Source organism: Streptomyces sp. NPDC006339, from assembly GCF_040612775.1.
Taxonomy (GTDB): domain Bacteria; phylum Actinomycetota; class Actinomycetes; order Streptomycetales; family Streptomycetaceae; genus Streptomyces.
The window spans coordinates 15,760-29,156 of record NZ_JBEXQW010000047.1 but is presented as its reverse complement, the minus strand read 5'-3'; the positions used below and the strand labels follow the sequence as shown (position 1 = coordinate 29,156).

The 13,397-nt window shown below is 73.9% G+C and carries 10 protein-coding genes; 3 read left to right on the top strand and 7 right to left on the bottom strand.

The annotated features are described in order from the left end of the window. Positions 1-8: 8 nt before the first annotated feature. The gene (locus tag ABZ135_RS30485; protein WP_356700174.1) at positions 9-1,529 is read right to left on the bottom strand and encodes an alpha/beta hydrolase; all 1,521 of its coding nucleotides are present in this window, start codon (positions 1,527-1,529) and stop codon (positions 9-11) included. A 126-nt stretch (positions 1,530-1,655) separates the two neighbouring features. Between ABZ135_RS30485 and ABZ135_RS30480 the strand changes: the two genes are divergently transcribed. Next, a complete protein-coding gene (locus tag ABZ135_RS30480) occupies positions 1,656-2,486 on the top strand; it encodes a pentapeptide repeat-containing protein (protein ID WP_356700172.1) in 831 nt (276 codons plus the stop codon). Positions 2,487-2,489: 3 nt separating this feature from the next. On the opposite strand, the gene ABZ135_RS30475 is transcribed toward ABZ135_RS30480, so the two are convergent. From ABZ135_RS30475 to ABZ135_RS30460, 4 genes are read right to left on the bottom strand one after another with little or no spacing between them, the layout of a single operon-like run. Then, a complete protein-coding gene (locus ABZ135_RS30475) occupies positions 2,490-3,281 on the bottom strand; it encodes a GNAT family N-acetyltransferase (RefSeq protein ID WP_356700170.1) in 792 nt (263 codons plus the stop codon). Between the two features lie 43 nt (positions 3,282-3,324). Beyond that, the gene (locus ABZ135_RS30470) at positions 3,325-4,536 is read right to left on the bottom strand and encodes a cytochrome P450 (protein ID WP_356700168.1); all 1,212 of its coding nucleotides are present in this window, start codon (positions 4,534-4,536) and stop codon (positions 3,325-3,327) included. After that, positions 4,533-5,093, bottom strand: a complete 561-nt coding sequence (locus ABZ135_RS30465) for a cupin domain-containing protein (protein ID WP_356700166.1) — start codon at positions 5,091-5,093, stop codon at positions 4,533-4,535. Before ABZ135_RS30465 ends, ABZ135_RS30470 begins: the two co-directional genes overlap by 4 nt. A gap of 16 nt (positions 5,094-5,109) precedes the next feature. Beyond that, entirely contained in the window at positions 5,110-6,342 is a 1,233-nt protein-coding gene (locus ABZ135_RS30460; RefSeq protein ID WP_356700164.1) for a cytochrome P450, read from the bottom strand. A gap of 407 nt (positions 6,343-6,749) precedes the next feature. Between ABZ135_RS30460 and paaK the strand changes: the two genes are divergently transcribed. After that, positions 6,750-8,051 carry a phenylacetate--CoA ligase PaaK gene (paaK, locus tag ABZ135_RS30455; protein WP_356700162.1) on the top strand — a complete coding sequence of 434 codons (1,302 nt, stop codon included), beginning with the start codon at positions 6,750-6,752 and terminating at the stop codon, positions 8,049-8,051. Between the two features lie 19 nt (positions 8,052-8,070). On the opposite strand, the gene ABZ135_RS30450 is transcribed toward paaK, so the two are convergent. After that, positions 8,071-9,585, bottom strand: coding sequence for a fatty acyl-CoA synthetase (locus ABZ135_RS30450; protein ID WP_356700160.1), 1,515 nt, complete (start codon positions 9,583-9,585; stop codon positions 8,071-8,073). 187 nt (positions 9,586-9,772) lie between these two features. Here ABZ135_RS30450 and ABZ135_RS30445 point away from each other — a divergent pair, with 187 nt between their 5' ends. Further along, complete coding sequence (locus tag ABZ135_RS30445; protein ID WP_356700158.1) at positions 9,773-12,193, top strand: penicillin acylase family protein; 2,421 nt, start codon at positions 9,773-9,775, stop codon at positions 12,191-12,193. A gap of 23 nt (positions 12,194-12,216) precedes the next feature. Here the strand turns inward: ABZ135_RS30445 and ABZ135_RS30440 are convergent, their stop codons facing one another. Beyond that, positions 12,217-13,332, bottom strand: coding sequence for an ionic transporter y4hA (locus ABZ135_RS30440; RefSeq protein WP_356700157.1), 1,116 nt, complete (start codon positions 13,330-13,332; stop codon positions 12,217-12,219). Between the last annotated feature and the right edge of the window lie 65 nt (positions 13,333-13,397).

The window sequence follows — 13,397 nt, the reverse complement described above, 5'->3', positions numbered from 1 at the left end:
CTGCCGGATCAGACCCCGAACTTCCGCAGCGCAGCCAGGAATTTCTCCGGCCGGTTCCGATGGACCAGATGCCCGCCCTTGATCGTGACCAGCGCGGTGTCCTGGATCTGCTCCGCCATCCATGCCTGCTGCTCCTGGGGCAGATGGCTGCTCCTGCCGCCGGCGACGATCAGGGTGGGCGCGGTGATCCGGGAGAGGTCCGCGCGCCAGGCCGGGTCGGGGTCGTTCAGCTCCGCGTCCGTGGCGCCCACCACCGCCCAGTCGAGTCCGACCGGGCCGCTCGGCGGCTCGGCGGGCCCCCGCGGCGGGTCGAGCGGGAAGAAGACCGGAGCCTCCTCGAGCACCAGCCGGCCGATCAGTTCCGGCTCGCGCTGGGCCAGGAGACAGGCCGCCGCGCCCCCCATCGAGTGCCCGACCACGGTCGCGCCGGCCAGCCCCAGGGCCTTGATGAAGCCGCCCAGTTCGTCGCGGAAGACACCGAAGCCGTACGTGCCGGGCCAGTCGCTGAGCCCGTGGCCGCGCAGGTCGGGGGCGTAGACCCGCCGGTCTGCGGCCAGCTCCCGCGCGAGGTCGGTCCAGTCGGCGCCGTTCTCGCCGCGGCCGTGCACCAGCACCACCGGCGGGGCGCCCTCGGGTCCGCTGACCCGGTAGGCGAGGCGGACGCCGTCGACGGTGACCGTGCGGACCTCCGGGTCCAGGAAGGCGGCGACCGGGCGCAGGAAGGCCCCGGCGTCGTCGACCCACGGGAAGTGGGCGGTGGCCGGCTGGACGACCAGCTCGGCGTGCGGGAAGCAGGCGGCGATCGCGGCGGCCTTCGCGGGGGTGGGTCCGCCGTCGTACGCGCCCGCCAGGACGAGGACCGGGGCGGTCAGTTCCCGCAGCGCGCGCCGGATGGCCTCGGGGTCGAAGGCCCCTTCGGCGTAGTACTCCCGCGCGCCGGCCCAGTTGGTCTGCTCCCGGAGTCCCGCGGCGTGTGCCCGCGCCGCCTCGTCCCAGCGGCCGTAGGAGAAGGGCATCACGATCGCCGCGGCCTCCTCCATCGGCGTGTCCGGGCCGATGGTCTCCAGGGCGGCCCGTGCCTCGGGGTACCAGGGCCGGTCGGCGAAGACCTCGACGGCCTCGTCCCACTCCTCGTCGCTCGTGTCGAGCCCGACGGCCCGGCCGCCCGTGGTGACCAGGACGAGCGAGCGCATCCGCTCGGGGTGGGCGGCGGCGTAGAGGAGGGCGAGGGCGCCGCCGGCGGAGTGGCCGAGGAGGTCGATCCGGTCGAGGCCGAGGTGGACGCGGAACGCCTCGACGTCGGCGACCTGGCGGTCGCAGCGGTAGCTCGCGGGGTCGGCGGGCACCTCGCTGCCGCCCGTGCCGCGCGGGTCGAGCACGAGCAGGGTGCGGTGTGCGGTCAGTCCGCCGAGGTCGCCGAGGTAGCCGGCGTCGCGCAGGGGGCCGCCGGGCAGCACGAGCAGAGGCTCCCCCGTGCCCTGGGTCCGGTAGGAGAGCACGGTTCCGTCGTACGTCGTGAACTGAGGCATGCCGTCGATCATGGAGGTCGGCGGAAGGGCACGGCAACCGGGTTCTCCGGGAGCGCGATACGGTGGGATGTCCGCCGTCGTCCGCCGCCGCCGGCCCGCCCCACCAGCGAAGGAATGCGTTTCACCGTGTCCGAGACCCGTCAGGCCGCCCTCCTCCCGGCCGAGCTGCGCGGTGACTGCGCGAACTGCTTCGGACTGTGCTGTGTGGCCCTGCCCTTCGCCAGGTCCCATGACTTCGCGGTGGACAAGTCCTCGGGCGAGGCGTGCCGGAACCTCCAGGAGGACTTCCGCTGCGGCATCCACACCAAGCTGCGGGACAGCGGCTTTCCCGGCTGCACCGTCTACGACTGTTTCGGCGCCGGCCAGAAGGTCTCGCAGGTCACCTTCGGCGGCGTGTCCTGGCGGGAGGATCCGGCGACCGCACGCCGGATGTACGAGGTGTTCCCGGTGATGCGGCACCTGCACGAGCTGCTGCGCCACCTCACCGAGGCCCGGGGCCTCGCCGCCACCCGCCCGCTGCACCGCGAGCTCGACCGCGCCCTGGCCCGGGTGACGGAGCTGACCGCCGGGACGGCCGCCGAGCTGGAGAAGCTGGACGTCGGCCCCGTACGCGCCGAGGTGAATCCCCTTCTGCTGAAGAGCAGCTCCCTGGCCCGGGCGGCGGCCGGGGGCAGGCCGAAGAACAAGCGGGGCGCGGATCTCATCGGCAAGCGGCTGCGCGGGGCGAAGCTGCGCGGCGCGGACCTGCGCGGGGCGCTGCTCATCGCGGCCGACCTGAGCGGGGCCGACCTCTCGCTGGCCGATCTGATCGGCGCGGACCTGCGGGACGCCGACCTGTCGGGGGCCGATCTGACGGGTGCTCTCTTCCTGACCCAGCCGCAACTGAACGCGGCCCGCGGTGACGCGGCCACCCGTCTGCCCGAGGGCTTCGAGCGCCCCGCGCACTGGACCCGTTAGCGGTCAGTCGTCCCGGCCCTCGATCGCGTACACGTACGGCGTCGTGGTGGTCAGCTCCGCGAAGCCCAGGCGGGCCAGGATGGGGCGGCTGGTCGGGGCGGCGTCGACCTGGAGGTAGCGGTAGCCGCGCTCGGCGGCGATCCGGGCGCGGTGGGCGACGAGGGCGCGGTAGAGGCCGCGGCCGCGCCACGCCTCGACGGTGCCGCCGCCGTACAGTCCGGCGAAGTCGGTGTCGGGCGGGAGGTCGAGGCGGGCGGCGCTCACGGGCTCGCCGTCGGCGAGGGCGACGACGGCGGCGACCGTGCCGGGTGCGGCGGCGAGCTGGTCGAGGAGGCGCCGTCCGATGTGCGAGGAGTCCGTGCCGAAGGCCCGCTCGTGCACCTCGACCACGTTCCGTACGCCGGTCTCGTCGGTGACCGGTCGTATCTCCACGCCCTCGGGGAGGCCCTCGTGCGCCGGCAGGCAGGTGCTCTCGGCGACCATCAGGGTCTCCTGCTCGTCGGCGGTGAAGCCGGCGGCGAGGAGGCGTGCGGCGAGGTCGGCGGGGCCGTCGTGGCCGTACAGCTTCCATTCGAAGGAGCGGCCGGCGGCCCGGAAGTGGCGGATCTGCGCGGCGATGGCGGCGTCCGCGTCGTAGGTGCCGAGGCCGGACCACAGCACGCCGTTCCAGCCGTGCGCGGGGCCGGTCTGGCAGACGACGAGCCCGTCGCGCTCGACCCGGGCGCCCGGCCCGTCGGGGCGGGCGCCGAGGCGGAGCTGTCGGTCGTAGCGGATGCGCAGCGCGGTGAGGTCCATGGCCCCCACCCCAGCACCGGCGGCGGCCGTGGCGCCACCGGTTTTACCAGGTGACGGGCAGGGTCTCCGGTCCCCGGTTGACGGAGCCGGACCGCCAGGCGACCCGCTCGGGCGGGACGGCGAGCGCGAGGCCGGGGAAGCGGGAGAGCAGGGTGGCGAGCATGACCTCGGCCTCCATGCGGGCCAGTTGGGCGCCGGCGCAGTAGTGGGCGCCGTGGCCGAAGGCGAGGTGGGGGGCCTCGTCGCGGGTGAGGTCGAGGCGGTCGGGGTGGGTGTAGACGGCGGGGTCGCGGTTGGCGGCCGGGTAGAAGACGTACACCGCCTCGCCCTCGCGGATGGTGACGCCGCCGATGTCGAGGTCGGCGGTGGCGACCCGGGGCAGGCCGACGCCGCCGCGCTGCGGGATGTAGCGGAGCAGTTCGTCGACGGCCCGGGGCAGGCCGTCGGGGTCGGCGCGGAGTTTCGCCGTCTGGTCGGGGTGGTCGAGGAGCACGTAGACCATGGTGGCGACGATGTTGCGGACGGCGTCGAGGCCGTTGAGGGTGAGCATCACGGCCAGGGAGACGAGTTCGGGCGTGCTGATCCCGCCGGCGGCGCGGGCCGCGGCGAGCGCGCTGATCAGGTCGTCGGCGGGGTGCTCGGCGCGCTGCCGGGCGAGGTCGGCGAAGTAGCCGGCGATGTCCTTCTTGACGGCGGCCGCCGCGGCGGCGGTGGTGTCGTGGCGGAGCAGTCCGGCGCGCCATTCCTGGACGCGGTCGAGGTCGGCCGCGGGCAGGCCGAGGAGTTCGGCGACGACGGCGGCCGACAGGGGGCCGATGAAGGTCTCGGTGAGGTCGGCGGGCGGGCCGGCGTCGAGGGTGCGCAGGGCGAGGGTGTCGGCCCGGCGCGCGGTGTGGGCGCGCAGGGCCCGCATGCGGCGGCGGCCGAAGGCGGGGGCGATGAGGCGGCGCAGCCGGGTGTGGTCGGGCGGGTCGGCGCGGCCGACGCCGCCGGCCGGGGCGGGGGTGTGCGGGGTCGTGCTGGTGATCGGCCGGCCGACGGTGAGCGCCCGGCTCAGCCGCGGGTCGGCGGCGATCCGCCGGACGTCCTCGTAGCGGGTGACGAGCCAGGCGTGGCCCTCCCCGTGCGGGAGACGGACGCGGGCGACGGGTTCTTCGTGGAGGAGCCGGTACGGCAGGGGGTCGAACGCGGTGGCGGGCAGGGGGACCACGGCCCAGTCGTGGACGACCGGGCCGTGCCGCTCGGCGGGGGTCATGGGGTGGGCGATGTCTCCTGGCGGGCGCCGGCGTCGTGCCGGAGGGGGGTGATCTGTTCGATGTCGTAACGGACGCGGAGCCGCGCGATGGCGTCGTGGTCGACCTCGCCGCCGGGGCCGGTGGCGCCGAGGATCTCCATGAGCTCCTCGAAGTAGGTCTCGTGGTAGGTGGGCGGCGAGACCTGGAACAGCATGCGGGCGGGGGTGTCGCCGAGGTTGGCGAAGGCGTGGGGGCAGCCGGGCGGGACGAGCATGAGGGTGCCGGGGGTGGCGCGCACCGGGTGCCGCCCGTCGGCCGAGCGCCAGCCGCGCCAACTGTCGGCGGTGCGGACCTCCGGTTCGAAGGCGAGCACCTCCAGTTCGCCGTCGAGGAGGTAGAACAGCTCCTCGGCGCGGCCGTGGGTGTGGGCGCCGACGTCGAAGCCCGGCGGGACGAGGACTTCGAAGGTGGAGGCGGTGGCGGTGTGTTCGCCGGTGACCTTGAAGGTGACGTGCTGGGCCGGGGTGGACAGGGTCCTGCCCTCCCCGGGCGGCACGATGAGTCCGCTGAGGGGCATCGTGGCGTCGTTCCTCTCACCAGGTGACGGGCAGGGTCTCGGGGCCGCGGATGAGGGCGCCGCGCTGCCAGCGGATCCGCTCCTCGGGGACGGCCAGCCTGAGGTCGGGGAAGCGGGTCCACAGGGAGTCGAGGAGGATCTCGGACTCGATGCGGGCGAGGGCGGAGCCGGGGCAGTAGTGCGGGCCGTGGCCGAAGGCGACGTGCGGGTTGTAGCCGCGGTCGAAGTCCAGCTTCTCCGGGTTGGGGAAGACCGAGGGGTCGCGGTTGGCGGTGAGGTAGGAGACGTAGACGGGGTCGCCCTCGGGGATGGTGACACCGCCGACCTCGACGTCCTCCATCGCGATCCGGGAGAGGCCGACGGCGTTGCGGTGCGGGATGTAGCGGAGCAGTTCGTCGACGGCCTGCGGGAGGAGGTCGGGTTCGGCGCGCAGTCTGGCCAGGTGCTCGGGGTGGGTGAGCAGCGCGTAGACCATGTTGGCGCTGTTGTTGCGGACGGCGTGGGCGCCGCCGATCTGGATGAGGACGGCGAGGCCGACGGCCTCCTGCTCGTCGAGGGTGGTGTCGTCGACGGCGTCGGCGAGGACGGCGGCGAGGAACTCCTTGCCGGTGCCGTGGCTGCGTCCGATGAGCTCGGTGAAGTAGCGGGCCATCTCGGCCTTGGCCTTCTCGCTGGCCTCGCGTCCGGCGCCGGCGGAGATGATGGTGTCGGACCACTGGGCCATGAGGGGCTGGTCGCCCTCGGGGACGCCCATGAGTTCGCTGACCATGGCGAGCGGGAAGGGCCGGTTGACCATCTCCATGAGGTCGGCCGGCGGGCCGTGTTCCTCCAGCCGGTCGAGGAGCCGGTCCATCACGTCCTGGGCGTGGTCGCGCAGGGAGCGCAGGGCGCGGGCGCTGAAGGCGCGGGCGACGACGCGGCGCATCCGGGTGTGGTCGGGCGGGTCGGCGAAGCCGACGGCGCCCTCCATGGGGATGAAGTGGGGCGCGAGCCGGGTGATGGAGCGTCCGTAGACGGCCTGACGGCTGAAGCGGGGGTCGACGGAGACGAACTTGACGTCCTCGTAGCGGGTGACGAGCCAGGCGTGGCCCTCGCCGTGCGGGAGGCGGACGCGGGTGACGGGGTCCTCGTGGAGGAGCTTGGCGAGGAGCGGGTCGAAGGTGAGTCCGTCGAGGTCGGGGACGGCCCAGAAGTGCACCTGGGGTTCGGTCGCGTCGTCGGGGGTCTCGGGGTGTGTGGTCGTGGTCATCGGGCCACCGCCGCTGTCGTGGGGCGAGTGCGGTCGGACATGACGGTCCATTTCGTCCGGGGGCGGGCAGGGGAAGCCGGACGGCCTCATCGTCGGTCCCTTCCCTCCCCCGGCGCGGATCGCGCGCTCGCGCGGGCAATCGCACCCGAAGAGATGAGCGCGCCCCGGCGCCGCGCGGGAACGCATGGTCGCCGTCGCCCCGGACGACCGGCGTGGCCGGGCCGGTGCGCCGCGAGGGTGCGACCGCCCGCCGAGCGCCGTGCGTGCTCCGCCGTCCGTGCACGCGTACGAGCCGGGAAATCCCGGGCCGCCCTCTTGCCAAGACCCGGGGAGCGCCGGTTTAACTAGCCGACACAGGATCTACCGAATGATCGGTCGCCCGTTTTGGGCGGAGGGAGCGGCGGCGCATGGACGACCTGCTGGACGCGGGCGAGCGGCTCGGACGGGACGAACTGGAGGCCCTCCAGCTCGAGCGGCTGCGCGCCACCCTGCGGCACGCCTACGAGAACGTGGCGTTCTACCGGCGGGCCTTCGACGAGGCGGGCGTCCGCCCCGAGGACTGCGACTCGCTCGCCGACCTGGCCCGCTTTCCCTTCACCGCCAAGGCCGATCTGCGCGAGCACTACCCCTTCGGCATGTTCGCCGTCGACCCGTCCCGGATCCGCCGCATCCACGCCTCCAGCGGGACGACCGGGCAGCCGACCGTCGTCGGCTACACCCAGCGGGACCTCGACACCTGGGCGGAGGTGGTCGCCCGCTCCCTGCGCGCGGCCGGCGCCCGGCCCGGCCACAAGGTCCATGTGGCGTACGGCTACGGGCTGTTCACCGGCGGCCTCGGCGCGCACTACGGAGCCGAACGGCTCGGCTGCACGGTCATCCCGGCCTCCGGCGGCATGACGGCCCGCCAGGTGCGGCTGATCCAGGACTTCCGCCCTGAGATCATCATGGTGACGCCCTCGTACATGCTCACCCTGCTCGACGAGTTCGAGCGCCAGGGCGTCGACCCGCGCGGCACCTCCCTGAAGGTCGGCGTCTTCGGCGCCGAGCCCTGGACGGAGGAGATGCGCCGGGAGATCGAGGAGCGCTTCGCCCTCGACGCGGTCGACATCTACGGGCTCTCGGAGGTGATCGGCCCCGGTGTGGCCCAGGAGTGCGTGGAGACCAAGGACGGACTCCACGTCTGGGAGGACCACTTCTACCCGGAGATCGTGGACCCGATGACCGGCGAGGTGCTGCCGGACGGGGAGGCGGGCGAGCTGGTCTTCACCTCCCTCACCAAGGAGGCCATGCCGGTGGTGCGCTACCGCACCCGCGACCTGACCCGGCTGCTGCCGGGGACGACGCGGGTCTTCCGGCGCATGGAGAAGGTCACGGGCCGCAGCGACGACATGGTGATCCTGCGCGGGGTGAACCTCTTCCCCACCCAGATCGAGGAGATCGTGCTGCGCACGCCCGCCGTGGCACCGCACTTCCAGCTCCGGCTGACGCGCGAGGGCCGGCTCGACGCCCTCACCGTACGGGCGGAGGCGCGCCCCGAGGCGACCCCCGAGCAGCGCGCGGAGGCGGCCCGGGTGATCGCCGCGGCGGTCAAGGACGGCATCGGCGTCTCGGTCGCGGTCGAGGTCGTCGATCCGGAGACGCTGGAGCGGAGCGTGGGCAAGATCAGGCGGATCGTGGACCTGCGCGCCCCGAAGGACGGGCGGGACTGAGCGGATCGGCGGGGCGGTCTCACGGGGCCGCGTGACGGTCCCGCAACTCCCGCTTGAGGATCTTGCCGCTGGCGTTGCGGGGCAGCGACTCGACCAGGACCACCCGCTTCGGGGCCTTGAAGTGGGCGAGCCGGTCCCGCGCGTGGGCGAGGAGCTCGGCTTCGGTGACCTCGCCCCGGGGCACGACGAAGGCGGTGACCGCCTCGATCCAGCGCGGGTCGGGGAGGCCGACGACGGCGGTCTCGGCGACGGCCGGGTGGGTGTAGAGGGCGTCCTCGACCTGGCGGGAGGCGACGAGGACGCCGCCGGAGTTGATGACGTCCTTGACCCGGTCGACGACCGTGAAGTAGCCCTCCGCGTCGCGCACGGCGAGGTCGCCCGAGCGGAACCACCCGTCCCGGAACGCCTCCCGGGTCTCGTCGGGCTTGTCCCAGTATCCGGAGCACAACTGGGGCGAGCGGTAGACGACTTCGCCGGGGGTGCCGTCCGGCACGTCCCGGCCGTCCTCGTCCACGACCTTCGCCTCGACGTGACGGACCGGGCGTCCGCAGGACTCCATCCGGCCCTCGTGCTCGTCGGGCCCGAGGACGGTGGCGAGCGGGCCGATCTCCGACTGGCCGAAGCAGTTGTAGAAGCGCAGGGCCGGCAGGCGGGACCTCAGCCCCTCCAGGACCGGTACGGGCATGATCGAGGCACCGTAGTACGCCTTGCGCAGGGCGGAGAGGTCACGGGTGGCGAACTCGGGGTGCCGGGCGAGCCCGATCCACACGGTGGGCGGGGCGAACAGGCTGTCGCAGCGCCCGGACTCCACCAGGTCGAAGAGGAGCCCGGCCTCCGGCCCGTCGACGATGGTGTTCTCCGCGCCGACCGCCAGATAGGGCAGCAGGAAGACGTGCATCTGCGCCGAGTGGTAGAGCGGCAGCGAGTGCACCGGACGGTCGTCCTCGTCCAGGTCGAGGGCCTCGATCGCGCTCGCGTAGGCGTGGACCAGGGCCCGGTGGGTCATCATCGCGCCCTTGGGCAGGGCGGTGGTGCCCGAGGTGTAGAGCAACTGGACCAGATCGCGGGCGTCGCGGTCCGTGTCGTACGTGTCGGGGCGGCCGGAGACCTCGGCGAGGAGCGAACCGGTGCCGTCCCGCAGCGGCCGCACGGCGAAGCCGTCCGGTACGCGCTCCGCGAGGGCCGGGTCGGCGAGGACGAGCGAACTGCCCGACTGCTCCAGGACGTACGCGAGGTCGTCACCGGTGAGGTGGTGGTTGACCGGCACGTGGACGAGGCCGGCGCGGGAGCAGGCCAGGAACGCGATCAGGTAGGCGTCGGAGTTGTGCCCGTAGGCCGCCACCCGGTCGTACTCAGCCAGGCCCCAGCGCTCGCGCAGCACGGCCGCGGCGGTCGTGACGGCGGCGTCCAGTTCGGCGTAGGTCCAGGTCCGGTCCGCGTACCGCACGGCGATCCGGTCGGGGACGCGCTGGGCGCTCATGCGCAGGACGCCGTCGACGGTGCGGGTGAGCAGTCTGCGCGGTACTCGGTCCATGACCGACGATCCTCGGTGGGGCCGGGCGGACGGTCAAGTACCCGGCCGGCGCCGGGCGGGCCCCGCGCGGACCCCGCTGCGGACCCCGCGGCGGACCTCGGATACCGAACGGCATGTTGACAAAGCAAGCGCTCACCTGAGTGCATGACCCCAACCCGCACGACCCGCATGCTCGTTGGGAGGCACGTTGCACTTCCGCACCTTCTTCCCCACCCGGCTGAGGCGTCTGGCGCTCGTCGGTGCCGCCCTCGCCACCGTCACCGCCTCGCTGCCGGCCGCTGCGGCCGACCCGGCCGACCGGACCCATCACCCCTCGGACCGGGGCCTGTCGGCCGTCATCCGCTACACCGAGTACGGCATCCCGCACATCGTCGGCAAGGACTACGCGAGCCTCGGCTTCGGCACCGGCTGGGCGCAGGCGGCCGACCAGGTCTGTGTCCTCGCCGACGGCTTCGTGACCGTGAACGGCGAGCGCTCCCGGTACTTCGGCGCGGACGCCGCCCCCGACGGCTCACTGTCGTCGGCGACGAAGAACCTGTCCAGCGACCTCTTCTTCCGCGGGGTGAAGGAGGCGGGAACGGTCGAGGCGGTGCTCGCCCTGCCCGCCCCGGCCGGGCCGAGCCGGCAGCTCAGGGAGCTCATGCGGGGCTGGGCGGCCGGCTACAACGCCTGGCTGCGGAAGAACCGCGTCACCGATCCGGCCTGTGCGGGCGCCGACTGGGTGCGGCCGGTGACGGCGCTCGACGTGGCGCGCCGCGGCTGGGCGGTCTCCGTCCTCGGCGGCCAGGGCCGGGCGGTGGACGGCATCGTCGCGGCCCGCCCACCGGCCGGCCCGCCGGCCTCCGGACCGACGGCCTCCGGGGCGACGGAAGCCGGAGTGCCCGACCCGGCCCGTACGGCCGCCGCCGCCCGTGAGCTCTTCGCGGCCGAACACGCCACCATGGGGTCCAACGCCGTCGCCTTCCAGGGCTCCACCACCGCGAACGGCCGCGGGCTGCTGCTCGGCAACCCGCACTACCCCTGGCACGGCGGCCGGCGCTTCTGGCAGTCCCAGCAGACCATACCCGGCGAGCTGAACGTCTCCGGCGCCTCCCTGCTCGGCACCACCGTCGTCAACATCGGCTTCAACGACAAGGTCGCCTGGAGCCACACCGTCGCCACCGGCGTCCCCCTCAACCTGCACCAACTGACCCTCGACCCGGCCGACCCCACCACGTACCTGGTGGACGGCAGGCCCGAGCGGATGACCCCGCGCACGGTCACGGTCGCGGTCGAGGACGGCGCCCCGGTCACCCGCACCCAGTGGTGGACCCGCTACGGGCCGGTCGTCTCCGGGCTCGGCGCGCAACTGCCGCTGCCGTGGACCGCGACGACGGCCTTCGCCCTGGGCGACCCCAACGCGCTCAACCTGCGGGGCTCGGACACGGCGCTCGGCTTCGCCAAGGCCCGCTCCACCGCGGACATCGCCGACACGCTGCGCCGCACCCAGGGGCTGCCCTGGGTCAACACCATCGCCGCCGACGCGGCGGGCCACACCCTCTTCACGCAGGCGCAGGTGCTGCCGCGGATCACCGACGAACTGGACCGGCGCTGCTCCACGCCGCTCGGCCGCGCCACCTATCCGGCGTCCGGCGTCGCGGTCCTCGACGGCTCGCGCGGCGACTGCGCGCTCGGCTCGGACCCGGACGCGGTGCAGCCCGGGGTGTTCGGGCCCGCACGGATGCCGGTCCTGCGGGACGCCCCGTACGTGGCGAACTCCAACGACAGCGCCTGGCTCACCCACGCGGACCGGCCGATCACCGGCTACGAGCGGATCTTCGGCACCCTCGGCACCCCGCGTTCGCTGCGCACCCGTGGCGGCATCGAGGACGTGGCGGCGATGGCCGGGCGGGGCGGCCTCACCGTGGCCGACCTCCAGCGCCAGCAGTTCGCCGACCGGGCCCCGGCCGGTGACCTGGCGGCGGCCGACACGGCCCGCGCCTGCGCGGCCGTCCTCGCCGACGACCCCGAGCCCTGCCGGGTGATCGCGGCCTGGGACCGCACCATGGACGCCGGCAGCCGGGGCGCGCTGCTCTTCGACCGCTTCTGGCGGAAGTTCACGGCGGCGGCGAAGCCGGCCGAGCAGTGGAAGGTGCCGTTCTCGGCGGCCGATCCCGTGCGCACCCCGCACACCCTCGACACGGACTCCCCCGCCTTCGCCGCGGCCCTCAAGGGCGCGGTGGCGGAGCTGCGGGCGGCCGGGATCGCCCTCGACGCCCCGCTCGGCGCGCACCAGTTCGTGGTACGGAACGGGGCGCGGATCCCGGTGAGCGGCGGCACGGAGGCGCTGGGCGTCTGGAACAAGACCGAGCCCGTGTGGAACCCGGCGAGCGGCGGCTACACGGAGGTGGCGCACGGCACGAGCCACGTCCAGGCGGTGGGCTGGGACGGCGGCCGCTGCCCGGTGGCCCGCACCCTGCTCACGTACTCCCAGTCCTCGAACCCGAACTCGCCGCACCACAGCGACCAGACGCGTCTGTACGCGGGCGAGCGGTGGGTGACCTCCCGCTTCTGCGAGAAGGACATCCTGCGCTCGCCGGAGCTGCGGGTCGTGGTGGTCAGGGACTGAGGCCGGTCAGAGGCTGAGGCCGGTCAGGGGCTGATCGACAGGAAGACGAAGGCGGCGAAGATCGAGAGGTGGACGCCGCCCTGGAGGAGCGTGGCCCGTCCGGGCACCACGGTCAGGGCGCTCACCGCGGCGGTGAGCACGAGCAGCACCATGTGGAGGGCGCCCAGGCCGAGGACCAGGGGGCCGGAGAGCCAGATCGAGGCGAGCGCGATCGCGGGGATCGTCAGGCCGATGCTGGCGATGGCGGAGCCGTAGGCCAGGTTCATGCTGGTCTGCATCCGGTCCCGGCGGGCCGCGCGGACGGCGGCTAGGGTCTCGGGGAGCAGCACCATGAGGGCGATGACGACGCCGACGACGGCTTTGGGCAGGCCGGCGGACTCGACGCCGTCCTCGATGGTGGGCGAGACGAGCTTGGCGTTGCCGACGACGGCGACGAGGGCGAGCACGAGCAGGCCGAGGCTGATCCAGGTCGCGCGGGCGGTCGGCGGTTCGGCGTGCTCGTCCTCGGACTCCGCCAGGTTGCCGTCCGCGGCGACCGGCCGGGGCACCGGCAGGAAGTAGTCGCGGTGCCGGACCGTCTGGACGGCGACGAACACCCCGTACAGGCCGAGGGAGGCGACGGCGGCGAAGGCGAGCTGGGCGGGGGAGAACTCGGGTCCGGCGTGACTGGTGGTGAAGGTCGGCAGGACGAGGGTCATGGTCGCGAGGGTGCAGACCGTGGCGAGCGCACCGCCGGAGCCCTCGGCGTTGAAGACGGCGACGCGGTTGCGCAGTGCGCCGACGAGCAGGGACAGACCGACGATGCCGTTGCAGGTGATCATGACGGCGGCGAAGACGGTGTCCCGTGCGTAGGTCGCGGCCTTGTCGCCGCCTCCGGCCATCAGGGTGACGATCAGTCCGACCTCGATGACGGTGACGGCGACGGCGAGGACGAGGGAGCCGTAGGGCTCGCCGACACGGTGGGCGACGACCTCGGCGTGGTGGACCGCGGCGAGCACGGCGGCGAAGAGGCAGACCGCGATGAGGGCCACGGCGAAGCCCGGCAGGTCGCGGCCCCAGCCGAGCGCGAGCCCCACGGCCGCGACGACCGGCCCCCAGGTGGTCCACTGTCGTGTCAGTCCTGCCGTACGCGCACTCATGCCGTGAATCCTGCCATACCGGCACGGACCGCCCTCCGTTCGGGGCCGGTCCGCCGTCCGTGCGC